Origin of the sequence: Streptomyces litmocidini (assembly GCF_014649755.1) — a bacterium.
GTDB classification, from domain to species: domain Bacteria; phylum Actinomycetota; class Actinomycetes; order Streptomycetales; family Streptomycetaceae; genus Streptomyces; species Streptomyces litmocidini.
Window position 1 is genome coordinate 51400 of the sequence record NZ_BMTQ01000002.1, and the last position, 25335, is coordinate 76734.

A 25335-nucleotide genomic window follows, 5' to 3' on the forward strand; every position below is an offset into this window, starting at 1 on the left:
CGGCCGTACGGTTCCGGGGGCTAGCCCATGAGGGGAAGGAGACCGTCCAGATCCGCCCGTTCGCCGCTCGCGCTCACGTGCGCCGCGTCCAGTTCCGCCGCCCACTCCGTACGGCCCGTCGCGAGCCGGAGCCAGGTCAGCGGGTCCGTCTCGACCACGTTCGGCGGGGTGCCCCGGGTGTGCCGGGGGCCCTCCACGCACTGCACCACCGCGTACGGCGGGATCCGCACCTCGACCGCCCCGCCCGGCGCCTTCGCCGCGAGCGCGTCGGCGAGCAGCCGGGTGCAGGCCGCGAGCGCCTGGCGGTCGTACGGGACGTCCGCGCCGGTCGCCGCGTTCAGGTCGTCGGTGTGGACGACGAGTTCGACGGTCCGGGTCACGAGGAAGTCCCCGAGCCTCATCGCGCCGAAGCGGGTCGGGACGAGCCGCTCGTCGGAGGCGGTCGCGACCGCCTCCTCGTACCGCGCGAGGGTCTCCGCGTACAGCGCCGGCAGGTCGCCCGTGCCGATCGCCCGGGTGTCCTCGTCGATGCTCCCCGCCTCCGTGGCCGTGGCCGGGGGCCAGTCGACCAGGGCGAGTTCCCGCCGCTCCGGCTCGGGCTCCGCGAGCTTCCGCGACAGGGACGCGAGCACCGTCGTCAGGTGCGCCGCCAGGTCCCGCACCGTCCACTCCCCCAGCCGGGTCGGCCCGTCCAGCTGCTCGGGCGTGAGCGCGGTCACCGCCTCCCGGACGTGCCCGAACTGGGCGAGCACGGCGGCGCGGGTCTTGGCGGAGTCGTAACTGCGGGCGCGCTTCTTGGCAGGTGGCATGGCCCGAGGCTAGCCCCGAGACTGGAAGGAACGGAGCCGATCCGCAGCGAAGGCAGGCGACGGGACCATGACCCATCACGAACACCCCCATGCCGCACTGGTGCGCCGGGGCTACGAAGCGTTCGGCAAGGGTGACATGGAGACGCTGGGCTCCCTGATGACCAGCGACTGCACCCACCACGTGCCCGGCGAGAGCCAGATATCCGGACACTACAAAGGCCGGGACAACGTCATCGGCGGCTACTACCGGATGCTCGGCGACCTGAGCGGCGGCACCGTGCGCGTCGAGCTCAAGGGCGTCTACGTGGACGGCCGCAGCCACGTCATCGCCACGCACCGGTTCTTCGCCGAGCGCGGCGACCGCGGCATCGAGATGGACGGCGGCCTCTTCTTCACCCTCGTCGGCGACAAGATCTCCGACATCGACGAGTGCGTCGCCGACATCACGGAGACGGACTCCTTCTGGGGCACCGGCTGACGGCACGGAGCCCCCGCCCTTCCCGGGCGGGGGCTCCGTTCCGTACGGGTCGATCCGCGGATCAGGCCAGCAGGCCCGGGATCGTCGCCTCGTGCGCCTCGCGCAACTCCGTCAGGGAGAGCGTGAACTCGCCCTGCACGTCGACCGCGTCGCCGTCGACGACACCGATCCGGGTCGCCGGCAGACCCCGCGCACCGCACATGTCGGTGAAGCGGAGCTCCTCGCTGCGCGGGACGGCGACGACCGCACGGCCGGCCGACTCGCTGAAGAGGAACGTGAAGGCGTCCAGGCCCTCCGGGACGACCAGGCGCGCGCCGTTCCCGCCGCGCAGGCAGGACTCGACGACCGCCTGCACGAGACCGCCGTCGGACAGGTCGTGCGCCGCGTCGATCATGCCGTCGCGCGAGGCCGAGATCAGGATCTCGCCGAGCAGCTTCTCCCGGTCGAGGTCCACGGCCGGCGGCATGCCGCCGAGGTGCTGGTGGATCACCTCGGACCAGGCCGAACCGCCGAACTCCTCCTTGGTGTCGCCGAGCAGGTAGAGGAGCTGGCCCTCTTCCGCGAAGGCGATCGGGGTGCGGCGGTTGACGTCGTCGATCACACCGAGGACGGCCACGACGGGCGTCGGGTGGATGGCGACCTCACCGGTCTGGTTGTAGAGGGAGACGTTGCCGCCCGTCACCGGGGTGCCGAGCTGGAGGCAGCCGTCCGCGAGACCACGGGTGGCCTCGGCGAACTGCCACATCACGGCCGGGTCCTCGGGCGAACCGAAGTTCAGGCAGTCCGAGATCGCCAGCGGCTTGGCGCCGGAGGCGGCGACGTTGCGGTACGCCTCCGCCAGCGCGAGCTGCGCGCCCGTGTACGGGTCGAGCTTGGCGTACCGGCCGTTGCCGTCGGTCGCCATGGCCACGCCGAGGTTGGTCTCCTCGTCGATGCGGACCATGCCCGCGTCCTCGGGCTGCGCCAAGACCGTGTTGCCCTGCACGAACCGGTCGTACTGGTCCGTGATCCAGGACTTGGAGGCCTGGTTCGGGGAGGAGACGAGCCTGAGGACCTGGTCCTTCAGCTCGGCGCCGTTCTGCGGCCGGGGCAGCTTGCCGGCGTCGTCGGCCTGGAGCGCGTCCTGCCACTCCGGGCGCGCGAACGGCCGGTGGTAGGTCGGGCCCTCGTGGGCGACGGAGCGCGGCGGCACGTCGACGATCTGCTCGCCGTGCCAGAAGATCTCCAGGCGCTCGCCCTCGGTCACCTCACCGATGACGGTGGCGATGACGTCCCACTTCTCGCAGATCTCCAGGAAGCGGTCGACGTGCTCGGGCTCGACGATCGCGCACATCCGCTCCTGCGACTCGCTCATGAGGATCTCCTCGGGCGAGAGCGTCGCGTCGCGCAGGTGCACGCGGTCGAGCTCGACGCGCATGCCGCCGGAGCCCGCGGAGGCCAGCTCGGACGTGGCGCAGGAGAGCCCGGCGCCGCCGAGGTCCTGGATGCCCGCGACGAGCTTCTCCTTGAAGATCTCCAGGGTGCACTCGATGAGGAGCTTCTCCTGGAAGGGGTCGCCGACCTGGACGGCGGGGCGCTTGGTGGGCTTGGTGTCGTCGAAGGTCTCGGACGCGAGGACCGAGACGCCGCCGATGCCGTCGCCGCCCGTGCGGGCGCCGTACAGGATGACCTTGTTGCCGGGGCCGGAGGCCTTGGCGAGGTGGATGTCCTCGTGCTTCATCACGCCGATGCAGCCGGCGTTGACCAGCGGGTTGCCCTGGTAGCAGGAGTCGAAGACGACCTCGCCGCCGATGTTCGGCAGGCCCAGGCAGTTGCCGTAGCCGCCGATGCCGGCGACGACACCGGGCAGCACGCGCTTGGTGTCGGGGTGGTCGGCCGCGCCGAAGCGCAGCGGGTCGACGACCGCGACCGGGCGGGCGCCCATGGCGAGGATGTCGCGGACGATGCCGCCGACGCCGGTGGCCGCGCCCTGGTAGGGCTCGATGTACGAGGGGTGGTTGTGCGACTCGACCTTGAAGGTGACCGCGTACCCCTGGCCGACGTCGACGACGCCCGCGTTCTCGCCGATGCCGACGAGCATGGCGTCGTTCTCGGGGGTCTTCTCGCCGAACTGCTTCAGGTGGACCTTGCTGCTCTTGTAGGAGCAGTGCTCGGACCACATGACGGAGTACATGGCGAGCTCGGCGCCGGTGGGACGGCGACCGAGGATCTCGCGGATGCGCGCGTACTCGTCCTCCTTGAGGCCGAGCTCCTTCCAGGGCTGCTCGCTGTCCGGCGTCTCGCTCGCGTGCTTGACGGTGTCGAGGCTCATCAGGCGTTGACCAGCTTCTTGAGGATCGAGGTGAAGAAACCGAGGCCGTCCGTCTTGCCGGTGCCGACCAGCGGCTCGACGGCGTGCTCCGGGTGCGGCATGAGGCCGACCACGTTGCCCGCGGCGTTGGTGATGCCCGCGATGTCGCGCAGCGAGCCGTTGGGGTTCACGTCCAGGTAGCGGAAGGCGACCCGCCCCTCGGCCTCCAGCTCGTCGAGCGTGCGCTCGTCGGCGACGTAGCGGCCGTCCATGTTCTTGAGCGGGACCTCGATCTCCTGGCCCTCGGTGTAGTCCGAGGTCCAGGCGGTCTCCGCGTTCTCCACCCGCAGCTTCTGGTCGCGGCAGATGAAGTGGAGGTGGTTGTTGCGCAGCATCGCGCCCGGCAGCAGATGGGCCTCGGTGAGGATCTGGAAGCCGTTGCAGATGCCGAGGACGGGCATGCCCGCCTTCGCCTGCTCGATGATCGTCTCCATCACCGGCGAGAAGCGGGAGATGGCTCCGGCCCGCAGGTAGTCGCCGTAGGAGAAGCCGCCGGCCAGGACCACGGCGTCGACCTGCTTGAGGTCCTTGTCCCGGTGCCAGAGCGACACGGGTTCGGCGCCCGCCAGACGGGCGGCACGCAGCGCGTCCCGGTCGTCGAGCGTTCCGGGGAACGTGACGACGCCGATGCGTGCGGTCACGATTCCACCTTCACGACGAAGTCTTCGATCACGGTGTTGGCGAGGAAGGTTTCGGCCATCTCATGGATGCGGGCGAGGGCGGCGTCGTCGACCGGTCCCTCCACCTCCAGCTCGAAGCGCTTCCCCTGACGGACGTCGGCGATTCCGGCGAACCCGAGGCGGGGCAGTGCACGCTGCACCGCCTGCCCCTGAGGGTCGAGGATCTCCGGCTTGAGCATGACGTCGACTACGACGCGTGCCACTGGCACTCCCGGTGGTGTGTTGCGTGGGCGGTTCCCTCAGCGTACCTGCCTCCAAATTCTACGCGGGTAGAGATCTGAAGGATCCTACAAAAGCCCGGTTCGGAGCGGTGTGCGTCACACGAACGGCATCCGGACCCCGGACACGCGCCCCACACAAAATTCGAGTGAAATATTGCGGGCCGCATTGCGCCGGGACACGCTGAAACAATTGACGGGGCTTCACAATGCGACACCCACCGCTGTACAAAGGAATCCAGAAGAAAGCAGCATTGTCCCGGCACAGCCGTAAGGCCGACATCGCCGCACGTCAGGAGCGCCACAAGCGCCCTCACGGCCGCGACGGCCGCAGGAAAGGACCGATATCCGTGGCTCAACGTGTGGTGGTCACTCTCTCCGACGACATCGACGGCGGAGAAGCGGCTGAAACGGTCGCGTTCGGCCTGGACGGGAAGATGTACGAGATCGACCTGAATGCTGCCAATGCAAAGAAACTCCGCAAGGCCCTCGCGCCCTACCTCGCCGCCGGCCGCAAGCTGCCGGCCCGGGCGACGGCCGGCCGGAGCGCACAGGCCGTCTCCTACACGCACACCGCCCTCGCGCCCGACCCGGCGGCGGTCCGCGCCTGGGCCCAGTCCAACAAGATGGACGTCCCGGCCCGCGGCCGGATCCCCAAGCGCGTCTACGAGGCCTTCCGCGCGGCGAGCTGAGGCGGGGCGCCCGGGATGCCGGGCGCGCCGGGTGCCGGGGCGAGGGGTGCCGGGGCCGGGGCCCACGGGGTGCCGCGGGGGCGGCCCGGGCCTCGGCCCGAGCCGATTTGCATTGCACCCCCCTTGATCCGCTAGAGTCTGGATCACGCCGAGGGGCGAGGCCGAAAAGCCGAGTCCCCAGCAGCGTGCGGGTGTAGTTCAGTAGTAGAACATCCCCCTTCCAGGGGGAAGGCGCAGTGTGCGATCCCTGTCACCCGCTCTGCGAGAAACGCGTTACCAACCACTCCGGTGGATCAGGTAGAGTGGTGCTCGCACCGAGCAGCGAAAGCTGACCGGTAGCAATGCGGACGTGGCTCAGTTGGTAGAGCATCACCTTGCCAAGGTGAGGGTCGCGAGTTCGAATCTCGTCGTCCGCTCAGGGAGTACGAAGGCCCCGGTTCTCAGGAACCGGGGCCTTCGTCGTGTTCCCGGAGGGTGTGAAGGGTCCCACACGGCGGTGCGTCATGAGCACCCGCGAGGTTGGGTATAGTTAGCAGCGCGCTACGGCGCATGCGGACGTGGCTCAGTTGGTAGAGCATCACCTTGCCAAGGTGAGGGTCGCGAGTTCGAATCTCGTCGTCCGCTCCACGAAGAAGCCCCCGGTCGAATCGACCGGGGGCTTTCTCGTTCCCTAGGACCAGGCCTGACCGGTCAGGAGCTCGTACGCCTCGATGTACTTGGCGCGGGTCTTCTCCACGACCTCCTGCGGCAGGGCCGGCGGCGGCTGCTCGCTCTTGCGGTCCCAGCCGGAGGCCGGCGAGGTCAGCCAGTTCCGCACGATCTGCTTGTCGTACGAGGGCTGGGCGCGGCCCGGCTCCCACTCGGAGACCGGCCAGAAGCGCGAGGAGTCCGGGGTGAGGACCTCGTCGGCGATGACCAGCCGGTCGCCCTCCGGGGTGCTCTCGAAGCCGAACTCGAACTTCGTGTCGGCCAGGATGATCCCCCGGTCGCGGGCGATGTCCCGGGCCCGGGAGTAGACGGCGAGGGTCGTCCGGCGCAGCAGCGCGGCCGTCTCGGCGCCGACCTGGCGGGCGACCTCCTCGTACGACACGTTCTCGTCGTGGTCGCCGACGGCGGCCTTGGTCGCCGGGGTGAAGATCGGCGCGGGCAGCTCGGAGCCGTCGGTCAGGCCCTCGGGCAGCGCGAGACCGCAGACCGTGCGGGACTCGTCGTACTCGAGCAGGCCGGAGCCGGTGAGGTAGCCGCGGGCGACGGCCTCGACCGGGACCATGTTCAGCGACTTGCAGATGAGGGTGCGGCCCTCCCAGTCGGCGGGGGCGCCGGCCGGCAGGTCGGTGGAGAGCACGTGGTTCGGGACCAGGTCGGCGAGCTTGTCGAACCACCACAGGGAGAGCCGGGTGAGCACCCGGCCCTTGTCGGGGATCTCGGTGGGCAGCACCCAGTCGTAGGCCGACATGCGGTCGCTCGCCACCATGACGAGGTCGCCCGCCTCGTTCCGGTACAGGTCGCGGACCTTGCCCGTGTGGAGATGGGTGAGGCCCGGGACCTGGACGGGCTCGGGCTTTTCTACGAATCCGGACACGGTTCCTCCGCGTAGGTTGATCCAGGAGCGAGTCCGATTCTCTCGCACATCCGGGCGGGTCCTGCCGCGAGGACCTGTGACCCCCCGCTCAGTCCCTCTTGCAGATCCGGTCGAGGAGGTTCGCGGTGGCCCGCTGGACCCGGGCGTCGACGTGGCCCGGCCGGTCCAGCGCCGGCGACCAGGCGAACGTGCCGGACGCGAAGACCAGGGCGCCGGACGGGGCCCGGTAGAGGCTCGTCTCCTGGTGGCGCAGCGCCCCCTCGCCGTCCCGGTAGGGCGAGTGCGCGAGCAGGATGCGGCCCTCGTGCTCCGGCAGCGCGGTGCGCGGGAAGTAGCGGTCGGCCTCGCCCGCGACCAGGCCCGGGAGCTCGTCGCCGTCGCCCGCGCCGGTGGCCTCCCAGAGCCAGTGGTCGGCGTTCCGCACGACCAGCGGGGTCGGTTCGGGCACCCGGCCCGCGTACTGGATGCCGAGGAGCTGCTGCTCGGGCCGGTCGACCTCGCGCCAGAGCGCGGGGCGGCCGGGGCCGCGCCGCTTGCGGCAGGTGAGGAGGCGGTCCGGCACCCCGGACGGCGAAGGGCCCAGCTCCACCTGCCAGTACATGGTGTTGGCGGAGAGGAAGACGAGCGAGGTGCCCTGGTCACGGGCGAGTTCGGCGGTCCGGCGCATCGGCGCCGACCAGTACTCGTCGTGGCCCGGGAAGACGAGGCCCCGGTAGCGGCTCGGGTCGACCCGGCCGGCGTGCAGGTCGCGGGTCTCCGCGTACGCCAGGTCGTAGCCGTAGCGCTCGGCCCAGCGGATGAAGTCGTAGGCGTGCCCGACGTGCAGGGGCAGCCCCGCGCCCGCGTACGGACGGTCGAAGGAGACGGTGACGGCCGCCTCCTCCTCGCCGAGCAGCCGGCCCTCCTCGTCCCAGGCGTGGTAGAGGCTGGCGCCGGTGTGGCCGTCCTCCGGGTAGAGGTTGTACGCCTGCCAGGTCACGTCCGGGAGGACGAGCAGCAGGTCCGCCGGGTGGTCGTCCCGGACCGTGAAGGGGATGTGCGAGCGGTAGCCGTCGACGGTGGTGAGGACGGCGACGTACGCGCCGATCGACCAGTACGTGGGGACCTGCAGCCGCCAGGACTGCCACCAGTGGTGGCAGGAGACGGTCCGGTCGGCGGTGAGCGGGGGCGGCTGGACGATCCCGGAGAGACGCGGGCTCGTGGTGATCTTCGCGGCGCCGTCGCCGCCGTAGTGCCCGATCCGATAGACGTCGACCGAGAACTGCTGCGGCGGGTCCACGGTGATGTGGAAATCGATCGACTCGCCCGGCGTCACGGCCCCGTCCGACGCGAAGCCCTTGATCTGGCGTCGGACGTCGTCCGCCGTGCGCGGACCGCCGCTGCCGCCCCGGGCCAGGATCTCGTCCGCGTACCAGGGGACCATCTGACCGGTGTCGTCGAAGTAGTTGTCCGACCCGCGCAGCCAGGGCAGCGGGCCCTGGCCGAAGGGATCGGAGACGGCGTGCGCCAGCGCACCCGACTCCCACCGTCTGATCTGTTCCGCCCCCATGTGCGCCCCTCCCTCGACTCCCCCGGTCGGCCGGTCAGTGCCTGTTCGATACCTGCTCGGTGCCTGCTCGGTGCCTGCGATGTGTGCCTGTGGTCCGTGCCTCTGTCAGTGACGGTCTCCAGCACATCACATAACGCACGCACTCCGTCACCGTTCGTCGTGAATTGACGAGAGTGGAAGCCGGGCCTCCGGCTGGAGCCCCTCCGCCGGTCCTCAGACCAGGCGCACGGGCTTCTCCGGGCGCACGCCGGTGCGGGCGAGCCAGGCCCGCAGCGGCTCCGGATCGCCGTCCTCGACGAGCGCGAGGACCCGGGGCCCGAGATCCGCCGCGCGCTCGCCGCCGACGAGCAGGGCGGGCCCGTCGAGCCAGTCGAGCCCGGGAACGGCCTCGGCGGTGTCCACGGCCGCGCAGCAGACCATCGCGGTCACGTGGTCGGCGAGCAGGTCGCGGCCGGTACGGGGCGGCTGGAGCGGGAACAGCGGCAGGGGGCCGTCGGGGCCGCTGACGGCGGGGGCGGCGGCCCGGTCGCCCTCGTCGGTGGCGCGGGCGGTCCCGGCCGCCGCGGCCACCCGGGCCTCACGGGCCGCCTCCTCCCGCGCGAGGAGCGCGCTGAGCGCCCCGGCGAGCTCCTCGGCGGCCGGGTTGACCGGCTCGTCGTCGTCCTCTTCCCCTTCCTCTTCCGGGCCGGCGGGGAGGACGGGGCCGAGGCCGGGCCCGTGCCCGTGCTCGGCGGCGGGGGCGGCGGGCGCGGGTCGGGGTTCGGGCCCGTGCCCGTGCTCGGCGGCGGGGAGGAAGGGCTCGGGCTCGGCGGCGGGGACGAAGAGCCGGGCTTCGGGGCCGGACTCGGGCTCGTCGCGGCCGGTGCCGCGTCCGGGATCGGCGAGGGCGGTGCCGCGCTCCCGCCCCGGCCCGCCGGCAGCGGCCCCGCGCTCCTCGGCACCGGTGGCGCGCTCGTGCTGGGGCTCGTGCTCGGGGCGGGGGGCCGTCAGGTGGGCCATCACGCGGGTCAGGGTCGGACCGGTCGCGCCGGAGGCCGGTCCGGCGGCGGGGGCCTCCACGCCGAGGCCGTCGAGCACCTGGTGCAGGCGGGCCGCGTCGGTGCGCCACTTCCGGTCGACGACCTCCTCCGGGTACCGGCTCCACTCCACCGGCGCCCAGTCGGGGCCGGGCTCGGCCGGGCCGCCGTGGAAGAGGCGGGCGGCGAGCAGCGAGGCGGCCTCGTCGACGGCGCCGGGCTCCTCCAGGAGGTCGCAGGCGGGGCGCTCGCCGAGCCGGGAGGAGAAGCCCTTCGCGAGCCGGTCCCGGCGGGAGAGCTCGGTGAGGGCGGAGACCACGCCCGCGTCGAGCTTGGCGGGCCAGCGGCCCATGCGCCAGGCGGGCAGCGCGACCCGGGTGAGCAGGCGGTCCCAGCCCGCGTAGGCCAGGCCGACCTGCTCCTGGGCGACGATCCGTACGCCGTAGTCCACGGCCTGGGCCCGCTCCGAGCCCGCGGCGGCGACTCCGCGCTCCATCTCGGCGGCGTGCCCGCGGCAGGCGCGCAGCAGCACGCGGGCGACCCGCCCGACGCCCTGGGCGCCGAGCCGGCGGAGCGGGCCGAGGCCGGAGTCCCGGGGCACGGCGACGGCGGCGTCCAGACCCCGGACGAAGCGGCGGGCGGCGGCTATGTCGGGGTGGGCGGCCGGTCCCGTGCCGGCGACGACGGGGGCGAGGACCGCCCGCAGCTCGCCGACGCGCATCCACCACAGGAAGGGCGAGCCTATGACCAGGACCGGGGCGCCGTCTCCGCCGGACGTCCGGCGGAGGCGGTGGGCCCGGTGGGTGCGGTCCTCCAGCCAGCTGTCGCAGTCCGGGGTGAGGGCTATCGCGGCGGGCGGCGGGACGCCGAGCCGGTCGGCCAGGTCGCGGACGAGCCGGTAGAGATCGGGGGCCGCGGACTCGGCGAGCTCCACCGTCGGCGTGGCGGCCGGACGGGCCCGGGTGACGACGAGGGCGACGGCCGCCGCGGCGAGGAGCACGACGACGGCGAGGACGGTCACGACCCAGCGGGCGGCGTCCCAGCCCGCTCCGGTGAAGTGGCCGGTGACCCCGCCCGCGTACAGGACGACGGCCACGGCGGCCGGGAGCACCGCGAGGCCCAGCGCCCTGCCCCGGACGCGGAGGACGGCGAGGGCCCGGGAGCGCGCGGCGCGCGCACCCCACTCCTCGCCGACAACGGAACCGGTACCGGACACGCCGTTCCTCACCCCCTCCTGTCCTCGACGGGACTGCCTGTGGCGGTGTTGCTCACTCCCCCACTGTGGCACCCGTCACTGACATCGCAATGCCGGTGGGCCAAGTGCCGGAATGCCTTCGCCGCACCCTAGTTGGGGCTGTGGCGGGCGTCATCCGTATGGCCGAGCCGTCACTCGATGGAATGGCTTTGGGCAAAGGTGATGGCGCACTTGTGGCCGTGTGGTTCACGAGTTCCGCACCACACGGCCACAAGAGGAATCAGGCGAAATCAGCCGGAATCAAGCGGGATCAGGCCTCGGCGGCCTTCCGCGCGATGTCCGTACGGTGCTGCGAACCGTCAAGGCGGATACGGCCGACCGCCGCGTACGCCCGCTCGCGGGCCTGCGCCAGGTCCGAACCGGTGGCGGTGACCGACAGGACCCGCCCGCCGGCGCTCAGGACCGCGCCGTCCTCGCCCCGCTTCGTACCGGCGTGCAGCACGTACGCGTGCGGGGCGTCCTTCTCCGCGACCTCGTCCAGGCCCTCGATCGGATCGCCCGTGCGCGGGGTGTCCGGATAGTTGTGGGAGGCGATGACCACGGTGACGGCGGCGTCGTCGCTCCAGCTCAGCGGGGCCTGGTCCTCCAGGGTGCCGTTCGCGGAGTTCAGCAGGACGCCGGCGAGCGGGGTCTTCAGGCGGGCCAGGACGACCTGGGTCTCGGGGTCGCCGAAGCGCGCGTTGAACTCGATGACCCGGACGCCGCGGCCGGTGATCGCCAGGCCCGCGTAGAGGAGGCCGGAGAACGGCGTGCCGCGGCGGCGCAGCTCGTCGACCGTCGGCTGCAGGACGGTTTCCAGGACCTCCTCGACCAGCTTCGGGTCGGCCCAGGGCAGCGGCGAGTAGGCGCCCATGCCGCCGGTGTTGGGGCCCTCGTCGCCGTCGAGCGCGCGCTTGAAGTCCTGCGCGGGCTGGAGCGGGAGGACGGTGGTGCCGTCGGTGATGGCGAAGAGGGAGACCTCGGGGCCGTCCAGGTACTCCTCGATGACCACCCGGTCGCAGGCGAGCGCGTGCGCCCGCGCCTGCTCGACGTCCTCGGTGACGACGACGCCCTTGCCGGCCGCGAGGCCGTCGTCCTTCACCACGTACGGAGCGCCGAAGGCGTCGAGCGCCTCGTCGATCTCCTCCGGGGTGGTGCAGACGTAGCTGCGGGCGGTGGGGACCCCGGCGCCGGCCATGACGTCCTTGGCGAAGGCCTTGGAGCCCTCCAGCAGCGCCGCCTCCCGGGACGGGCCGAAGACGGGGATGCCGGCCGCGCGGACGGCGTCGGCGACGCCGGCGACGAGCGGGGCCTCCGGGCCGACGACGACCAGCCCGGCGCCCAGCTCCGTGGCGAGCGCGGCGACGGCCGCGCCGTCCAGCTGGTCGACGGCGTGCAGCTTCGCGACCTCCGCGATTCCGGCGTTGCCGGGCGCGCAGTGCAGAGCGGTGACGTCGGGATCGAGGGAGAGAGAGCGGCACAGGGCGTGTTCGCGGGCGCCGCCGCCGATGACGAGGACCTTCACGCCTGCCAGGGTAGCCCGCGGGACGGGATGCCCCTTGTGCGGGCCACCGAGCGAGACGGCCCTACTCGTTCGTGTATTCCTCCACAACCGTGGCCCCCAGCTCGCGCACGATCAGGTCGTGCCCGGAGAGCGCGGAGTCGACGAGGTCCGGGTCGTCCTCCTCCGGGACGTCGTCCTCGGGCGCCACGGGCTGCGGCGCCGGCGGGGTGTACGCGGGCGCGGGAGCGGGCGGGGCCTGCTGGAACGAGGGCGCCGGAGCGGACTGCGCCTGCACGGGGGCGGGCGACGGGGCCTGCTGGAACGAGGGCGCCGGAGCAGCGGCGGGCGCGGGAGCCGCGGACCGCCCGCCCCCGCCACCGAACCCACCGGCGCCGCCCCCGCCGAAGCCTCCGGTTCCGCCCGAGCCGCCGAAGCCGGTGGCGGCGGGCGGGGGCGCGGAGCCGCCCGAGGGGTCGATGATCGCCTCGATCTTCCAGTTCACGTTGAACTGCTCGGCGAGGGCCTGCTTGAGGACGTCCTCGCTGCCGCTGCTGGCGAAGTTGTCCCGGGCGCCGGCGTTGAGGAAGCCGAGCTGGAGCGTCGTGCCGTCGAACCCCGCCACCTGGGCGTTCTGGCTGAGCAGGATCCAGGTGAAGCGGCGCCGGTTCTTGACGGCGTCGAGGATCTGCGGCCACAGGTTCCGCACCTGGGCCGTGTCCCCGCCACCACCCGCGGCGGCCTGCGGGGCGGGCTGCGCCTGTACGGGCGCGGGGGCCGGGACGGCGGGCGCCGAGGACGCGCCGGGCCAGGCGCCGGGCGCGCCGCCGCCGGAGGCGCCGCCGCCGGGAGTGGCGGCACCCGGCCAGGCACCGGGCCGGGCCGCGGCGGGCTGCTCGTGCGCGGGAGCCTGTACGGGCGCGGGGCTCTGTACGGGCGCGGGAGCCGGCTGCGGGACGGGAGCGGGAGCCGGAGGGGGCGGGGCCATCGGGGTGTGGGCCTCGGGGCCGGGCACGTACGCCATGGCGGGCGCCGGGGGCCCGGGCGTGAACACGGGCGCGGGCGCGGCGGCCGCCCCGCGCTCCAGCCGGTCGAGCCGCGCCTGGAGGGAACGCTCGTCGTCGAAGGCGGCGGGCAGCAGCACGCGCGCGCAGATCAGTTCCAGCTGCAGCCGGGGCGAGGTGGCCCCGCGCATCTCGGTGAGACCGGTGTTGACCAGGTCGGCGGCCCGGCTCAGCTCGGCGGCCCCGAACACCGAAGCCTGCGCCTGCATGCGCTCGATGACGTCGGCGGGGGCGTCGATGAGCCCCTTCTCGGCGGCGTCGGGGACGGCGGCGAGGATCACGAGGTCCCGCAGCCGCTCCAGCAGATCGGCGACGAACCGGCGGGGGTCGTTCCCGCCCTCGACGACCCGGTCGACGACCTCGAAGGCGGCGGCCCCGTCCCCGGACGCGAACGCGTCGACGACGGAGTCGAGCAGCGACCCGTCGGTGTAACCGAGGAGGGAGGTGGCCATGGCGTAGGTCACACCGTCGTCGGCGGCGCCGGCGAGCAGCTGGTCCATCACCGACATCGAGTCACGCACGGATCCGGCACCGGCGCGGACGACCAGCGGCAGCACCCCTTCCTCGACCGGAATGCCCTCGCGCCCGCAGACCTCACCGAGGTAGTCCCGGAGCGTCCCCGGCGGCACGAGCCGGAACGGGTAGTGGTGGGTCCGGGACCGGATGGTTCCGATGACCTTCTCGGGCTCGGTGGTGGCGAAGATGAACTTGAGGTGCTCCGGCGGCTCCTCGACCACCTTCAGGAGGGCGTTGAAGCCCGCCGAGGTGACCATGTGGGCCTCGTCGATGATGTAGATCTTGTACCGGCTGGAGGCGGGCCCGAAGAAGGCCTTCTCCCGCAGGTCACGGGCGTCGTCCACACCACCGTGGGAAGCGGCGTCGATCTCGATGACGTCGATCGAACCCGGCCCGTTCCGCGCGAGGTCCCGGCAGGACTGGCACTCGCCGCACGGGGTGGGCGTGGGCCCCTGCTCGCAGTTCAGACACCGCGCGAGGATGCGCGCACTGGTCGTCTTGCCGCACCCACGGGGCCCGCTGAACAGGTACGCGTGATTGACCCGGTTGTTCCGCAGGGCCTGCTGCAACGGGTCGGTGACATGCTCCTGCCCGATGACCTCGGCGAAGGACTCGGGACGATAGCGGCGGTACAGCGCGAGAGACGACACGTATACGAGGTTATAGGCGCCCACCGACAACCCGGGAAAACGGGAACGGGGCGGGAACGGGGGCCGGGGCCCGGGGCAAGGACGCGGGCGGGGGCACGAAGGGGGCGCGGCCCGGCGGGGCCCCCCGGACGGGGCCCGGCGGGGAAGCCCCGGGGAACGCAAGCGCCCCCCACGCACCTGCCAGAGCCGACCTACCCTTGCTGCCTTCCGGCCCTGGGGGAGTTCAGTCAGATAGCACCGCGTGAGGGGCTCCGCCCAGCGTACCCGATCCGAACCCCTGCCCGTCCCCCCTCCCCGACCCGCGCCCCTCCCCCACCCCCGCGCCGAGATCACGTGCGCGAGCACCCCTCCCGGTCATGTAATGTTCTCCACGGAGGATTCGCCTAGAGGCCTAGGGCGCACGCTTGGAAAGCGTGTTGGGGGCAACCCCTCACGAGTTCGAATCTCGTATCCTCCGCCATTGCTCTCACCGGGCAATTCGTTGAAGGGCCCCACCGTTCGCGGTGGGGCCCTTCGACGTGTTCCGCCGCCCTCCCGCGCGACCCCCTCGCCCGCGAAGCCCACCGCCCGCACGCCGGCCTCGACGGGGCGCACACCCCCCAGGGGTCTGGGGCGGCACGTCCGGGTCCACTGGACCCCGGCCCTCTTCGTCCATAGGCAGAACACGCAGAAGGACAAGTGCGCATGGGCGCGCGCTGGGGACGGCGGGCCTCACGCAGGCGCACCGGTGATTACCCCTATGAGAACGAGACGCTCGGGAGACCATCCCCAGGGCGCGACAGAACGCCAGGCTCAGACACCCCGGCTACCGAGCGTTGACCCCGGACACCGCGCCCTGCCTCACCGGAACCCTGAGGGGTGGACCCGGAAGGCTGAGAAGGGGCAGGGAAGGACTCGTTCACTGGATCGGGGGGTGATCGGAGGGAGGGACGTTCCTGCTCCAACCCGTGTGTAGCTATGCAGATACTTTCTGTGATGACCAGTCGGCACACACAACTTGGGGAAAACGATGAGGAAGTTGGCGGCAGCGGTAGTGGCTGCGGGGCTGTTTGCCGGAGGGATCGGAGTGGCGGCGGCCGATTCGGAGCACCGCTTGGTCATGAAGACGCAAGGCGCCGCGTTCGTCGGTACGTACCAGTGGGATCCCGCGAACAAGGTGCCGAGCGGGCTCCATGTGAAGGGGCTGTTGCGGGATGAAGTCGACAATGATGGCCATAACGTCTACCTGCGGGTAAAGGTTGAGGCTTACCCATGGGGCGAGGTCAGGGGCGTGCAGAGGAAGGACATCAGGATCGACAGGGTCTTCTCCGACGGTGCAGTCCTGAAGACCAAGGAAATCAGGATGCAGGTGTGCCTTGACCGTGGCTCCTTCCGGCCGGACAACTGCTCGCGCGAGCGGCTGTTCGCGCGGCGATAGTCGATAGGTTCTGGGAGCCGTCGACGCGCGGCTCCCCATCCTCAGGGGGCTCACCACGATGGACGTCATCCTCCGCGCCGAGGGCGTGGACCTCTTCTACGGCACCCAGCAAGCGGTAACCGGTGCCGATTTCACGCTCAAGCGCGGCGAAGTGGCCGCCATCATGGGCAGCAGCGGGTCGGGGAAGTCCTCCCTGCTGTACTGCCTCGCCGGGGTTCTTCCGCCCTCCAACGGCACGGTGACCTTCGATGGAGAGCAGCTCTCGTCTCTCCCCGACGGGGAACTCAGTGCGCTGCGCCGTACACGCCTGGGCTTCGTCTTCCAGTACGGGGAACTGCTGCCGGAGCTGACCGTCGAGGAGAACGCGGCGCTCCCCCTCCGGCTCGCCGGGATCAGCAAGACCCATGCCCATGCCATGGCTGCCCAGGTACTGGGGCGCCTCGGAATGGGCGACCTGCTACGACGCAGGACATCAAAGCTGTCAGGCGGCCAGAGTCAGCGTGTAGCTGTTGCGCGGGCTCTGGTCCACCGGCCGGACGTGGTGTTTGCGGATGAGCCGACCGGGGCGCTCGACAGCGCCAACGCGGCTGCTGTCCTTGATGAATTCCTTCAGCTGGCGCGTCGGCAGAAGACAGCCGTGGTCATCGTCACGCACGACTCGGACGTCGCGGCCAAAGCCGACACGCAATACATGATGTCGGACGGTGTCCTGGCTCAACGGGTGGCAGTGTGAACACCTTCCTCCTTGGCATGCGCCTGCTCTGGGGCAGCGGGCGAAGAGGTCGGGTTCGCTTTCTTTTGATGACACTCGGATCCGCGCTTGGAGTGGCCTGCCTTGCGGCGGTGTTGACCATTCCAGCGATCCTCAACGCTCACGACGCTCGCGTAGCCGCCCGTGAGCCCCGCCCTGGCACGAGCAGCGTTGTCTACCGTGAGTTCAGCGATCCATACGGTCAGCAGCCACTCCGTCGAGTCTTCATCGCTCGCACACACAGCGGTCCGGCCCCGGTGCCGCCTGGTATCGACAGACTTCCCGACGTCGGTGAGGTGGTTGTTTCACCGAGGCTCGGTCAGATCCTGGCAGCCAGTCCAAGAGCAGCCGGCCTTGTTCCTGGCCGAGTAGTCGGCACTATCGCGCCGGAGGGGTTGGGCGGCTCTGACGACCTCTATGCCTACATCGGGATCGCCCGCGACCAGCTACCCGAAGCAGAGCCACTTGGCGGTTTCGGCATCGGCCGGTCCTGGCGGCAGGTCATTGACCCCTCCACCCTCAGCACCCTGCGATTCACTCTCAGCTGCATCGTGCTGCTCCCACTTGTCATCTTCCTCTCCGTATGTGCACGTCTTTCCGGAGAGTCTCGTGCACGCCGACTCGCAGCACTTCGACTTGTCGGACTCAGCGTGAAGGACACGCTGCGGGTCAATGCCGGAGAGAGCGTGGCCGCTGCCTCGATCGGAGCCCTAATTGGCATCGTGGGGTACCTCGGAATCAACGAGGTCATGGCGCGGATCGGACTCCCCGGGTTGCATTGGTACCCGGCTGATGGACGGCCAGAAGGGTCGACCATCAGCGTGTGCCTGTTGGGGTGCCCGGCGCTGGCGTGGATTGTTGGACAGTTCAGTGGACGGCGACCTGCCCTATCACCGATCAATGTGCGGCGCGCCGGCGAACGCAAGTCACCGAAGAAGTTCGGGATGCTGCTGTTGGTCCCCGGGCTCGGGATCACCGTTGGATACTGCGTGCTCAGCATCATGGGGCGAGACCCCTCTGGAGGGTCAGCCAGTTCCCTACTGGTGCCCGGTGCCGTGTTGTTGACGGGCGCCGGACTCGTCTTCGGGTTGGCACCGATCACAGCCTGGCTCGCTCGGCGGCTGGCGGGGGTGGCCCGGTCACTCCCCATGGCGTTGGCAATGCGACGCACCGAGGTGGATCCGGGGGCTTCCTTGCGGGTGGCCACCGGGCTCGTGCTGCTGGTGTTCGGAGCCTCGCTCACTCAGGGGGTGCTCATCGAACTGGACCAGGTCAGTAGACGGACGGCTCCCCTTCAGGAATACGACATCAACCTGAATGAAGTCTCGCCGGCACAACGGAAGGCACTAGCCAAGGTTCCCGGCGTGCAGACTGCAACCGTCTCGTACAGCTCCTGGGATCCGCTGGACGGAAGCGATGTGGCACACGCCGACCTGGTGGTCGGTACCTGCGGCCAGCTTGCGGCCTATACGCAGCGGGCGACGGGTTGCGTAGAAGGACGGATCATGCAGTTGGCGGATGACCGCACGACCTTCGATTACGACCCGAAGGCCGGGGAACGCTATCCCTTCGAGCTGAAGGACGGTCGGAAAGTAGCACTCACCGTGCCCCGCGAGAGAATCAATGTGCGCCCCTGGGACGTGTCGGTCTTCAAATCGGGTGCCCTTCTCGTGCCCCCGTCCCTCCTTCCCCCCAATCTGGCCGATACCGACGGCACCCTCGTCCTCTTCAGCGATTCCGACCCCGCCACCATCCGCTCCGTCCTGGACGGCATCGGAGCCATCGCCCCCACCGCTTCCGTCGAGCCCGTCGGGATCGTCATCGATTCGCTCGCCCAGTTGACCGTCATCCGGAGCCTGTTGGTCGTCGGGATGGTGCTCGGGCTGGTGATCGGGGTTGCCGCGTTCGTCGTGTCCGTGGCCGATCGGGCCATGGAGCGGCGGGGGCAGGTGGCCGCGCTCGTCTTGTTGGGGGCTCGGGCGGGGACCTTGCGGGTGGTGCAGGTGGTGCAGGTGGTGTTGCCGTTGGTGGTGGGGTTGGGGGCCGCCATCGTCACCGGGTGGCTCGCCGAGTCCAGTTACCTGATCACCGGGGGTGGGGACGTGCACTGGGACTGGGACGGGCTGCCCTTGTTGTTCGCCTGTGCGCTGGGGGTCGTGCTCGCCGCCGCCCTCGCCTCCGTTCCCATGGTGCGGCGGCACGTCGATCCCGAACACATCCGGCGCGATTAGTTTTCGGCGGGGCGGCGGTCTCCTCCTCGTCACCCGCAGCTTGAGGAGAACACCGTGTCCGAGAACGCCGTCAAGGGTCCCGCCAGCTACTTCCCCTCCATCGAGAAGAAGTACGGGCGGCCCGTCTCCGAGTGGCTCGGGGTCGTCCGGGCCTCGCCGCTCGCCACGCACATGGAGCTCGTCTCCTGGCTGAAGGCCGAGCACGGGCTGGGCCACGGGCACGCGAACGCGCTCGTGGCCCATGTTCGTGCCGGTGGGCGGTAGTTCATGCCGCCAGGGTGTGGGGCGCCGTACGGGATTCCACCCGGGTCCGTAGGGCCAGGGTGATCGTCGCCGTGGCCGTTCCCGCCAGCAGGGCCGTCCACCACAGCGCCGCCGGGCCCAGGGTCGTGTAGGCCGTCACTCCCAGGGTGAGGGCCCCGAAGCGGGCCACTCCCCAGGTCCAGCTGAAGGCGCCCTGGTAGCGGCCGCGGGCGTGCGCCGGGGCCAGGTCGGCGAAGACGCCGGCCGCGATGCCCGCGACGACGACCTCGCCGAGCGACCAGACGATGACGGACAGCGTGTAGCCGGCGAGGCTGTCGGCCAGGCCGGTCAGCGCGACGCCCACCGCGATCAGCGCGCTGCCCGCGCTCTGCACGGCCAGCTGCGGGAGCCGCGCCAGCCGGGCGGTCGCGAAGGGCTGCAGCGCGACGACCAGGATCGCGTTGACGGCCGCCATCGCCCCGTACACCGCCGGCGAGAGGCCGCTGTCGCGGACGGCGAGCGGGAGCGCGACCTCCGTCAGCGAGTACACGAAGAGCTGGACGCCGAAGAGGGGGAGGAGGAGCAGGGCCAGGCGGTCCCGGAGGACCACTCCGTAGCCGATGCCGTCCTTCGTCCGCCCGGTCGGTGCCGAGCGCTGCGGCTCCCGCAGGCGGATCGCCACCACCGCCGCGTACACGAGCATCGAGCCCGCGTCGACCGCGAACAGCAGCCAGTAGCCCTGGGCCGCCAGGTAGCCGCCCAGGACGCCCGCCACGGCGGTGCCGATGTTCACGCCCCAGCCGAAGAGCGCGTACGCGCGCTGCCGCCGTTCGCTGTCCACGGCGTCGGCCAGCAGGGCGTACGCCGCCGGGGAGACCGTGCTGCCGGCCGCGCTGATCAGCAGCGCCGATCCCGCCATCGTCCACACCCCCGGCGCCAGGAAGAGGGCTCCCTGCGCCGCCGCCGCGCCGATCAGGCCGATCAGCATCGTGGGGCGGCGGCCGATGCGGTCGGCGAGGATGCCGCCCACGGCGGGGCCGATCAGGTTGCCCGCTCCGAGCGCGCCGAGCACGTAGGAGGTGTCTCCGCCGGTCACTCCCCGCGAGGCGAGGAAGAAGACCAGGAACGGCGTGACGAGGTAGCCGAGGCGGTTGACGATCGTTCCCGCGAAGATCGTCCAGACCGCGGACGGGAGGTCCTTGAAGGGGGCGGGGGACGGGGCTGAGGTGGGGCCGGGCGTTCTGGGCATGGGAGGAGCGTGCTTCTCCGCCCCCGTCGCCCTCCAATCATTAAGCTCAGACCGAATCCATTCGCTACCCCCAGGACGTGGAACGCATGGAAGCCGGGCTCAGTTTCTCCGCCGCCGATCTCGCCCAGACCCGTTTCGCGGTCTCCCCCATGTGGGAGGTCGTCACCAGCTACCGGATCGCCGCCCATCAGCCCGACTCCGCCCCGCACGGACGCTGGGCCGCCCAGGTGCGGCCCCGGCTCGTCCGCGCCGGTCTCGACCGCGGCTGGCTCGCCGCGCTGGTCCCCGGGGACGGATACCTCGCCGACTTCCTCAACCCCACCCCCGCCGGGCCCTTCCCCACCCTGGACGCCGAGCTCGACGCCATGCGCCGCGCCTCCGCCGGGGACGTGCGGGACGACCTCGACACCCTGGAGCGGAAGGGCGTCGACCGGTCCCGGCTCCGGCTGCTGCGCGAGGACCCCGAGACCGTCCTCCCCAAGGTCGCCGACGAGATCGAGACGTACTGGGAACTCGCCCTCGCCCCCTACTGGGCCCGCATCCAGAAGGTCCTGGAGGCCGACGTCTTCCATCGGGCGCGACAGGTCGCCGAGCACGGTTCGGCGCGGGTGCTGAGCGAGCTCCACGAGACCGTACGGTGGGACGACGGCACCCTCCGGCTCGTACGGCGGCACTGCGCGCTCACCCGCGACCAGGCCGGCTCCGGGCTGCTGCTCATCCCCTCCGTCTTCGCCTGGCCCCGCGTCCTCACCCGGTCCGTCCACCCCGATCCCCCGCAGCTCGCCTACCCGGCACGGGGTTTCGGGAGCGTCTGGGAGCCCCGCACCACCCGCGCCACGGACGCCGTCGCCGCCGTCCTCGGCCGTTCCCGCGCCCTGCTCCTCACCGAGCTCGACACCCCCGCCTCCACCACCCAGCTCGCCGCCCACTGCGGCATGTCCGCCGCCGGCGTCTCCCAGCACCTCATCGCCCTCCGCGACGCCGGCCTCGTCACCGCCCACCGCAGCGGCCGCTCCGTCCTCTACGCCCGTACCGCCGTCGCCGACCAACTCCTGCACCCCTAGGGAACGTCCCCTGTCGCCCCTTGCCCTGGAGTGCACTCCAGTCCCTAGAGTGCGCGCATGCGCTATCGGGTACTCGGCGGGACCGGGATCGACGTCAGCACCTACTGCCTCGGCACCATGATGTTCGGAGCCGTCGGCAATCCGGACCATCAGGAGTCCGTACGGATCATCCACGCCGCCCTCGACCGGGGCATCAACTTCGTGGACACGGCCGACATGTACTCGGCCGGCGAGTCCGAGGAGATCGTCGGCAAGGCGCTGCGCGACCGGCGGCGGCGGGAGGCGACCGTCCTCGCCACCAAGGTCTACTTCCCGATGGGCGGTGAGGGGCCCAACAGGGGCGGCTCCTCCCGCCGTTGGATCACCCTCGCCGTCGAGAACAGCCTCAAGCGGCTCGGTACGGAGTGGATCGACCTGTATCAGGTGCACCGGCCCGATCACCGGACCGACATCGAGGAGACCCTCGACGTACTGGGCGACCTCGTCGGTCAGGGGAAGATCCGGGCCTTCGGCTGCTCCACCTTCCCCGCCGAGGAGATCGTCGAGGCGCACGCCGTCGCCGAGCGGCGCGGGCTGCGACGGTTCCGCTCCGAGCAGCCCCCTTACTCGCTGCTCGCGCGCGGCGTGGAGGCGAACGTGCTGCCCACCGCCCAGAAGCACGGGATGGGGGTGCTGACCTGGAGTCCGCTCGCGTCCGGGTTCCTCACCGGCAAGTACCGGAAGGGCGCGCCCGTCGACCTCACCCGCGGGCGGGCCGCGCTCACCCCGCACCGCTTCGACCCCTCGCTGCCGGTCAACGCCGCCAAGCTCGACGCCGTCGAGGAGTTCGTCGCGCTGGCCGACGAGATCGGGTGCTCCCTGCCCGAGCTGGCGATCGCGTTCGCCGCCGCCCATCCGGCCGTGACGTCCGTGATCATCGGGCCCCGGACGATGGAACAGCTGGAGGGGCTGCTGAAGGGCGCGCCGGTCGTCCTGACCGACGAGGCCCTCGACCGGATCGACGCGATCGTGCCGCCGGGGACCAACCTCTACCAGCCGGACGGCGCCTGGCGGCCGCCCGTCCTCACCGACCCCTCCCTCCGACGGCGGCCGATCGGCGAACGCGCGGCCGGGTGAGCCCCCGCGCTACGGCGTCGCCGTGAACTGTTCCGTGCCCACCACCCGCAGCAGGGCCGGGCGCTCCCCCGTGTCCGTGCCCGGCGGCGGGGTGTGGAGGACGAGGCGTTGTTCGCCCTCCGGGGCGAGCAGCACCTGGCAGTCCAGGTCGACCGCGCCGATCATCGGGTGCGCGACCCGCCTCCGGCCGGTCGAGCAGGTGGAGCAGGCCGGGTGCGACGTGGTCGCCGGCCGCGGGTACGCGGAGATCGACGCCGGTCACGTCACGTTCTCCGAGAAGGAGGACGAGTTCGTGAGGACGGTGACGGAGTTCCTGCGCCAGGCCGCCGCCTGAATCCATGATGGGGCCCATGGGAGACACCAGGTTCATCGGCGCGACGGAGCGGCGGGCGCGGCTCGGGGTGCGGCACCGGCTGGCGGGGAGTGCGCGGGCGGGGTCGGCGGCGGAGGTCGGGGACGCGCTCGTGGCGCTGCACGGGACGGATCCGGCGAGCGTGTTCCTCGCGGTGGCGGCGCGGCTGGCCGGGGGCGTCGAACCGGTGGGGGCGGTGGAGCGGGCGCTGTACGAGGACGGGTCGCTGGTCCGGATGCACGGCATGCGGCACACGGTCTTCGTCTTCCCGGTCTCCCTCGCCGCCGCCGTCCAGGCCTCGACGACCCGGTCGGCGGCCGCCCGCGAACGCACCGCGCTCCTCAAGCACTTGGCGGCCGGCAGCGAGTTCGACGAGGACTGGCTGGGGGAGACCGAGCGGCTCGTCCTCGCGGAGCTGGCCGCCCGGGGCGGGGCGACCGGGACCGAACTGGGCGTGGCCGTACCGAGGTTGAGGTCGACGTACGTGTACGGGCCGGGCACCCGCCAGGAGGTGACGCAGTCCGTGGCGAGCCGGGTGCTGCGGGTGCTGGGCATGGAGGGCCGGATCGTACGGGGCCGGCCGCAGGGGACGTGGACGTCGAGCCGCTTCCGGTGGGCGGTCGCCGAGGCCCACCCCGCGCAGGACCCGGCGGGGGCGCGGGCGGAGCTGCTGCGGCACTGGCTCGGGGCGTGCGGGCCGGCGACCGAGGCGGACCTGACGTGGTGGACGGGGTGGAAGGTCACGGACGTGCGCAAGGCGCTCGTGGCGGTGGGGGCGCTGCCGGTGGCGGTGGACGAGGGGACGGGTTTCGTCCTGCCGGACGACCTCGGGGCCGTATCGGAGCCGGAGCCGTGGGCGGCGCTGCTGCCCGCGCTCGATCCGACGGCGATGGGCTGGCAGGGCCGCGACTGGTATCTGGACCCGGCCCATCGGGCGGCGCTGTACGACCGCAGCGGGAACATCGGGCCGACGGTGTGGTGGAACGGCCGGATCGTCGGCGGCTGGGCGCAGCGGCCGGACGGGGCCGTCGTCCACCGGCTCCTGGCCGACGTGGGGGCGGACGCGGAGCGGGCGATCGGGGCGGAGGCGGCGCGGCTCGCGGAGTGGGTGGGGGACGTCCGGGTGACGCCCCGCTTCCGGACCCCGCTGGAGCGGGAGCTGAGCGCGGGGCGGGCCTGATCGGCAAGACGCCCCCTAGTGACGGACGTCCAGGCCGGGGACGCCCAGGTCGAAGAGGCCGTCGAGGACCAGGTCGGCGCCGACGGCGGCGAGCAGCAGGCCCAGGAGGCGGCCGAGCAGTTCGATCGTGGCGTGGTGGGTGCGGCGCAGGACCCGGGCGAGGACCAGGACGCAGACCAGGTCGAGGGCGATGACGGCCACGTACGCGCCGACCACCGTCGAGCGCCAGCTGAAGGAGTCGCGCTCGGCGGCCTCGATGAGCACGGCGGTCATGGCGAGCGGGCTCACGACGTACGGCATGAGCAGCTCGCGCACCCCGCTGACCAGGTCGGGGGCGTCCTGGTGGGCGCCGTCGGAGCCGAGGTGGAGGCCGAGGACGAGACCGACGGCGTAGATGAAGAAGATGACCCCGCCCGCCAGCTCGAGGGCGGGGGTGCTGATGTGGAAGAGGTCGAGCAGCCAGGGCGACGTGGTGCCGGTGACCAGACCGACGAGGACGGCCGCGCCGGAGGAGATGAGCGCGATGGTCCGCACCTGGCGGACGTCGTGGACCTGGGCGAGGCCGGCGAAGGCGAGGAGCACCTTCGGGGGTCCGACGACGGAGAAGAAGGTGATGAAGGCGGCGGAGAAGGTGAGTGCGTTCACATCGGAAATCATGGGGCGGCCGGGTGATTTCTGACGTTTTCCCGGTTTCCGTCCGCGCGGTGTCGAGAACGGCCGCCCGGCTCCGACTGTGCTGCGAGAGGCAGACCGGCCCTACGAGCGAGGAGGACGTCATGAAGTACCTGGTGATGGTGCAGGGGTCGCAGGCCGACTACGAGGCGATGGCGGGTCGCGGCTCCGCGCAGAGCCCCGCCTGGGACGAGGAGCAGCTCAAGGCGATGTTCGAGCACATGAACGCGATCACCGAGGAGGCGTCCGCGAACGGCGAGCTGGTCGACGCCCAGGGTCTCGCCGCCCCGTCCACGGCCCGCTCCGTCACGGTGGACGCCGACGGGAAGCCGCTCGTCACCGACGGTCCGTACGCCGAGACCAAGGAGGTCCTCGCGGGCTACTGGGTCCTCGACTGCGCCTCCCTGGACCGCGTCACCGAGATCGCCGCCCAGGTGGCCCGCTGCCCGGTCCCGCCCGGTTCCCCGGACCACCCGGTGGTCATCCGCCCGATCGACGAGACGGGCCCGGCCCAGGGCTGAGCCCGGCGCGTCCCGTGGGCCCCGCCGGACGCGCGGGGCCCGCCCCGGGCGGGGGCAGGCCGGGGGCGGTGGGGCAGGCCGGGGGCGGTGGGGGTCGCCGTGACGGAGACCGCGCCCGGACCGAGCGCCTCCGCGGCCGGGCCGGCCGGGGAGCAGGACGGCGGCGTCCGGCGCGGGCCCGCGGGGGGGGGGGGGGGGGG

23 protein-coding genes, 4 tRNA genes and 1 other RNA gene are annotated in these 25335 nt (G+C 71.9%); 15 read left to right on the top strand and 13 right to left on the bottom strand.

Features of this window, described 5'->3' with window-relative positions; all coding sequences use genetic code 11:
* Nucleotides 1-20 precede the first annotated feature (20 nt).
* Nucleotides 21-809 (bottom strand): maleylpyruvate isomerase family mycothiol-dependent enzyme, encoded by a 789-nt coding sequence (locus IE180_RS03480; protein WP_190155263.1) that lies wholly within the window; start codon nucleotides 807-809, stop codon nucleotides 21-23.
* Nucleotides 810-876: 67 nt separating this feature from the next.
* On the opposite strand from IE180_RS03480, the gene IE180_RS03485 reads away from it, so the two are divergent.
* Nucleotides 877-1287 (top strand): nuclear transport factor 2 family protein, encoded by a 411-nt coding sequence (locus IE180_RS03485; protein ID WP_190155264.1) that lies wholly within the window; start codon nucleotides 877-879, stop codon nucleotides 1285-1287.
* Nucleotides 1288-1348: 61 nt separating this feature from the next.
* Here IE180_RS03485 and purL read toward each other — a convergent pair whose 3' ends face one another.
* Genes purL through purS form a run of 3 tightly spaced genes read right to left on the bottom strand, consistent with a single transcriptional unit; the run spans nucleotide 1349 to nucleotide 4520 of the window.
* On the bottom strand, nucleotides 1349-3598 hold the full coding sequence (gene purL, locus IE180_RS03490; protein ID WP_190155265.1) for a phosphoribosylformylglycinamidine synthase subunit PurL: 2250 nt from the start codon (nucleotides 3596-3598) through the stop codon (nucleotides 1349-1351).
* Entirely contained in the window at nucleotides 3598-4278 is a 681-nt protein-coding gene (gene purQ, locus IE180_RS03495; protein WP_190155266.1) for a phosphoribosylformylglycinamidine synthase subunit PurQ, read from the bottom strand. The genes purL and purQ overlap by 1 nt, the downstream gene beginning before the upstream one ends.
* Nucleotides 4275-4520: a phosphoribosylformylglycinamidine synthase subunit PurS gene (gene purS, locus IE180_RS03500; RefSeq protein ID WP_015035032.1), complete on the bottom strand. Its 246-nt coding sequence runs from the start codon at nucleotides 4518-4520 to the stop codon at nucleotides 4275-4277. Before purS ends, purQ begins: the two co-directional genes overlap by 4 nt.
* A 365-nt stretch (nucleotides 4521-4885) precedes the next feature.
* Between purS and IE180_RS03505 the strand changes: the two genes are divergently transcribed.
* The 4 genes from IE180_RS03505 to IE180_RS03520 all read left to right on the top strand — a co-directional run bounded on the left by IE180_RS03505 (nucleotide 4886) and on the right by IE180_RS03520 (nucleotide 5854).
* Nucleotides 4886-5227, top strand: coding sequence for a histone-like nucleoid-structuring protein Lsr2 (locus IE180_RS03505; protein ID WP_190155267.1), 342 nt, complete (start codon nucleotides 4886-4888; stop codon nucleotides 5225-5227).
* Nucleotides 5228-5414: 187 nt separating this feature from the next.
* Nucleotides 5415-5486 (top strand) — tRNA-Gly (locus IE180_RS03510).
* Between the two features lie 84 nt (nucleotides 5487-5570).
* Nucleotides 5571-5643: transfer RNA gene (locus IE180_RS03515), tRNA-Gly, on the top strand.
* Nucleotides 5644-5778: 135 nt separating this feature from the next.
* Nucleotides 5779-5854, top strand: a tRNA-Gly gene (locus IE180_RS03520).
* Between the two features lie 43 nt (nucleotides 5855-5897).
* Here IE180_RS03520 and IE180_RS03525 read toward each other — a convergent pair.
* From IE180_RS03525 to ffs, 6 genes are all read right to left on the bottom strand, one after another.
* Complete coding sequence (locus IE180_RS03525; RefSeq protein ID WP_190155268.1) at nucleotides 5898-6809, bottom strand: phosphoribosylaminoimidazolesuccinocarboxamide synthase; 912 nt, start codon at nucleotides 6807-6809, stop codon at nucleotides 5898-5900.
* An 88-nt stretch (nucleotides 6810-6897) separates the two neighbouring features.
* A complete protein-coding gene (locus IE180_RS03530) occupies nucleotides 6898-8358 on the bottom strand; it encodes a N,N-dimethylformamidase beta subunit family domain-containing protein (RefSeq protein WP_190155269.1) in 1461 nt (486 codons plus the stop codon).
* A 213-nt stretch (nucleotides 8359-8571) separates the two neighbouring features.
* Nucleotides 8572-10590 carry a M48 family metalloprotease gene (locus IE180_RS03535; RefSeq protein WP_229860275.1) on the bottom strand — a complete coding sequence of 673 codons (2019 nt, stop codon included), beginning with the start codon at nucleotides 10588-10590 and terminating at the stop codon, nucleotides 8572-8574.
* 289 nt (nucleotides 10591-10879) lie between these two features.
* Nucleotides 10880-12133 (bottom strand): phosphoribosylamine--glycine ligase, encoded by a 1254-nt coding sequence (purD, locus tag IE180_RS03540; protein ID WP_190155271.1) that lies wholly within the window; start codon nucleotides 12131-12133, stop codon nucleotides 10880-10882.
* Nucleotides 12134-12194: 61 nt separating this feature from the next.
* The gene (locus tag IE180_RS03545) at nucleotides 12195-14339 is read right to left on the bottom strand and encodes a DNA polymerase III subunit gamma and tau (protein WP_190155272.1); all 2145 of its coding nucleotides are present in this window, start codon (nucleotides 14337-14339) and stop codon (nucleotides 12195-12197) included.
* A gap of 155 nt (nucleotides 14340-14494) precedes the next feature.
* Nucleotides 14495-14593: signal recognition particle sRNA small type (ffs, locus tag IE180_RS03550), an RNA gene on the bottom strand.
* 118 nt (nucleotides 14594-14711) lie between these two features.
* On the opposite strand from ffs, the gene IE180_RS03555 reads away from it, so the two are divergent.
* The 5 genes from IE180_RS03555 to IE180_RS03575 all read left to right on the top strand — a co-directional run bounded on the left by IE180_RS03555 (nucleotide 14712) and on the right by IE180_RS03575 (nucleotide 19002).
* Nucleotides 14712-14799 (top strand) — tRNA-Ser (locus IE180_RS03555).
* Nucleotides 14800-15348: 549 nt separating this feature from the next.
* A complete protein-coding gene (locus IE180_RS03560; RefSeq protein ID WP_190155273.1) occupies nucleotides 15349-15756 on the top strand; it encodes a hypothetical protein in 408 nt (135 codons plus the stop codon).
* Between the two features lie 58 nt (nucleotides 15757-15814).
* On the top strand, nucleotides 15815-16489 hold the full coding sequence (locus IE180_RS03565; protein ID WP_190155274.1) for an ABC transporter ATP-binding protein: 675 nt from the start codon (nucleotides 15815-15817) through the stop codon (nucleotides 16487-16489).
* A gap of 17 nt (nucleotides 16490-16506) precedes the next feature.
* Nucleotides 16507-18738, top strand: coding sequence for an FtsX-like permease family protein (locus IE180_RS03570; protein ID WP_229860328.1), 2232 nt, complete (start codon nucleotides 16507-16509; stop codon nucleotides 18736-18738).
* A 54-nt stretch (nucleotides 18739-18792) separates the two neighbouring features.
* Nucleotides 18793-19002: a DUF4287 domain-containing protein gene (locus IE180_RS03575; RefSeq protein WP_190155276.1), complete on the top strand. Its 210-nt coding sequence runs from the start codon at nucleotides 18793-18795 to the stop codon at nucleotides 19000-19002.
* A 1-nt stretch (nucleotide 19003) separates the two neighbouring features.
* Here the strand turns inward: IE180_RS03575 and IE180_RS03580 are convergent, their stop codons facing one another.
* On the bottom strand, nucleotides 19004-20230 hold the full coding sequence (locus tag IE180_RS03580; RefSeq protein WP_190155277.1) for an MFS transporter: 1227 nt from the start codon (nucleotides 20228-20230) through the stop codon (nucleotides 19004-19006).
* 86 nt (nucleotides 20231-20316) lie between these two features.
* Here IE180_RS03580 and IE180_RS03585 point away from each other — a divergent pair, with 86 nt between their 5' ends.
* Nucleotides 20317-21294: an ArsR/SmtB family transcription factor gene (locus tag IE180_RS03585; RefSeq protein WP_190155784.1), complete on the top strand. Its 978-nt coding sequence runs from the start codon at nucleotides 20317-20319 to the stop codon at nucleotides 21292-21294.
* A gap of 57 nt (nucleotides 21295-21351) precedes the next feature.
* Nucleotides 21352-22410, top strand: coding sequence for an aldo/keto reductase (locus tag IE180_RS03590; protein ID WP_190155278.1), 1059 nt, complete (start codon nucleotides 21352-21354; stop codon nucleotides 22408-22410).
* A 9-nt stretch (nucleotides 22411-22419) separates the two neighbouring features.
* Here the strand turns inward: IE180_RS03590 and IE180_RS03595 are convergent, their stop codons facing one another.
* Nucleotides 22420-22575: a hypothetical protein gene (locus tag IE180_RS03595; protein WP_229860276.1), complete on the bottom strand. Its 156-nt coding sequence runs from the start codon at nucleotides 22573-22575 to the stop codon at nucleotides 22420-22422.
* A gap of 34 nt (nucleotides 22576-22609) precedes the next feature.
* Here IE180_RS03595 and IE180_RS37075 point away from each other — a divergent pair, with 34 nt between their 5' ends.
* Together IE180_RS37075 and IE180_RS03605 are read left to right on the top strand one after the other, a co-directional pair.
* Nucleotides 22610-22744, top strand: a complete 135-nt coding sequence (locus tag IE180_RS37075; RefSeq protein ID WP_268255423.1) for a hypothetical protein — start codon at nucleotides 22610-22612, stop codon at nucleotides 22742-22744.
* A 16-nt stretch (nucleotides 22745-22760) separates the two neighbouring features.
* Nucleotides 22761-23942 carry a winged helix DNA-binding domain-containing protein gene (locus tag IE180_RS03605; protein WP_190155279.1) on the top strand — a complete coding sequence of 394 codons (1182 nt, stop codon included), beginning with the start codon at nucleotides 22761-22763 and terminating at the stop codon, nucleotides 23940-23942.
* 15 nt (nucleotides 23943-23957) lie between these two features.
* On the opposite strand, the gene IE180_RS03610 is transcribed toward IE180_RS03605, so the two are convergent.
* The gene (locus IE180_RS03610; protein ID WP_190155280.1) at nucleotides 23958-24587 is read right to left on the bottom strand and encodes a MarC family protein; all 630 of its coding nucleotides are present in this window, start codon (nucleotides 24585-24587) and stop codon (nucleotides 23958-23960) included.
* Nucleotides 24588-24718: 131 nt separating this feature from the next.
* On the opposite strand from IE180_RS03610, the gene IE180_RS03615 reads away from it, so the two are divergent.
* Nucleotides 24719-25135, top strand: coding sequence for a YciI family protein (locus IE180_RS03615; protein ID WP_190155281.1), 417 nt, complete (start codon nucleotides 24719-24721; stop codon nucleotides 25133-25135).
* Nucleotides 25136-25335: the final 200 nt, after the last annotated feature.

What these genes read in the sequence shown, in the direction of transcription:
- IE180_RS03560 (WP_190155273.1), top strand. Translation starts at nt 15,349, where the DNA reads ATGAGGAAGTTGGCGGCAGCGGTAGTGGCTGCGGGGCTGTTTGCCGGA.
- IE180_RS03605 (WP_190155279.1), top strand. Translation starts at nt 22,761, where the DNA reads ATGGGAGACACCAGGTTCATCGGCGCGACGGAGCGGCGGGCGCGGCTC.
- IE180_RS03480 (WP_190155263.1), bottom strand. Translation starts at nt 809, where the DNA reads ATGCCACCTGCCAAGAAGCGCGCCCGCAGTTACGACTCCGCCAAGACC.
- IE180_RS03530 (WP_190155269.1), bottom strand. Translation starts at nt 8,358, where the DNA reads ATGGGGGCGGAACAGATCAGACGGTGGGAGTCGGGTGCGCTGGCGCAC.
- IE180_RS03595 (WP_229860276.1), bottom strand. Translation starts at nt 22,575, where the DNA reads ATGATCGGCGCGGTCGACCTGGACTGCCAGGTGCTGCTCGCCCCGGAG.
- IE180_RS03615 (WP_190155281.1), top strand. Translation starts at nt 24,719, where the DNA reads ATGAAGTACCTGGTGATGGTGCAGGGGTCGCAGGCCGACTACGAGGCG.
- IE180_RS03590 (WP_190155278.1), top strand. Translation starts at nt 21,352, where the DNA reads ATGCGCTATCGGGTACTCGGCGGGACCGGGATCGACGTCAGCACCTAC.
- IE180_RS03585 (WP_190155784.1), top strand. Translation starts at nt 20,317, where the DNA reads ATGGAAGCCGGGCTCAGTTTCTCCGCCGCCGATCTCGCCCAGACCCGT.
- purL (WP_190155265.1), bottom strand. Translation starts at nt 3,598, where the DNA reads ATGAGCCTCGACACCGTCAAGCACGCGAGCGAGACGCCGGACAGCGAG.
- IE180_RS03565 (WP_190155274.1), top strand. Translation starts at nt 15,815, where the DNA reads ATGGACGTCATCCTCCGCGCCGAGGGCGTGGACCTCTTCTACGGCACC.
- IE180_RS03485 (WP_190155264.1), top strand. Translation starts at nt 877, where the DNA reads ATGACCCATCACGAACACCCCCATGCCGCACTGGTGCGCCGGGGCTAC.
- IE180_RS03570 (WP_229860328.1), top strand. Translation starts at nt 16,507, where the DNA reads ATGCGCCTGCTCTGGGGCAGCGGGCGAAGAGGTCGGGTTCGCTTTCTT.
- IE180_RS03580 (WP_190155277.1), bottom strand. Translation starts at nt 20,230, where the DNA reads ATGCCCAGAACGCCCGGCCCCACCTCAGCCCCGTCCCCCGCCCCCTTC.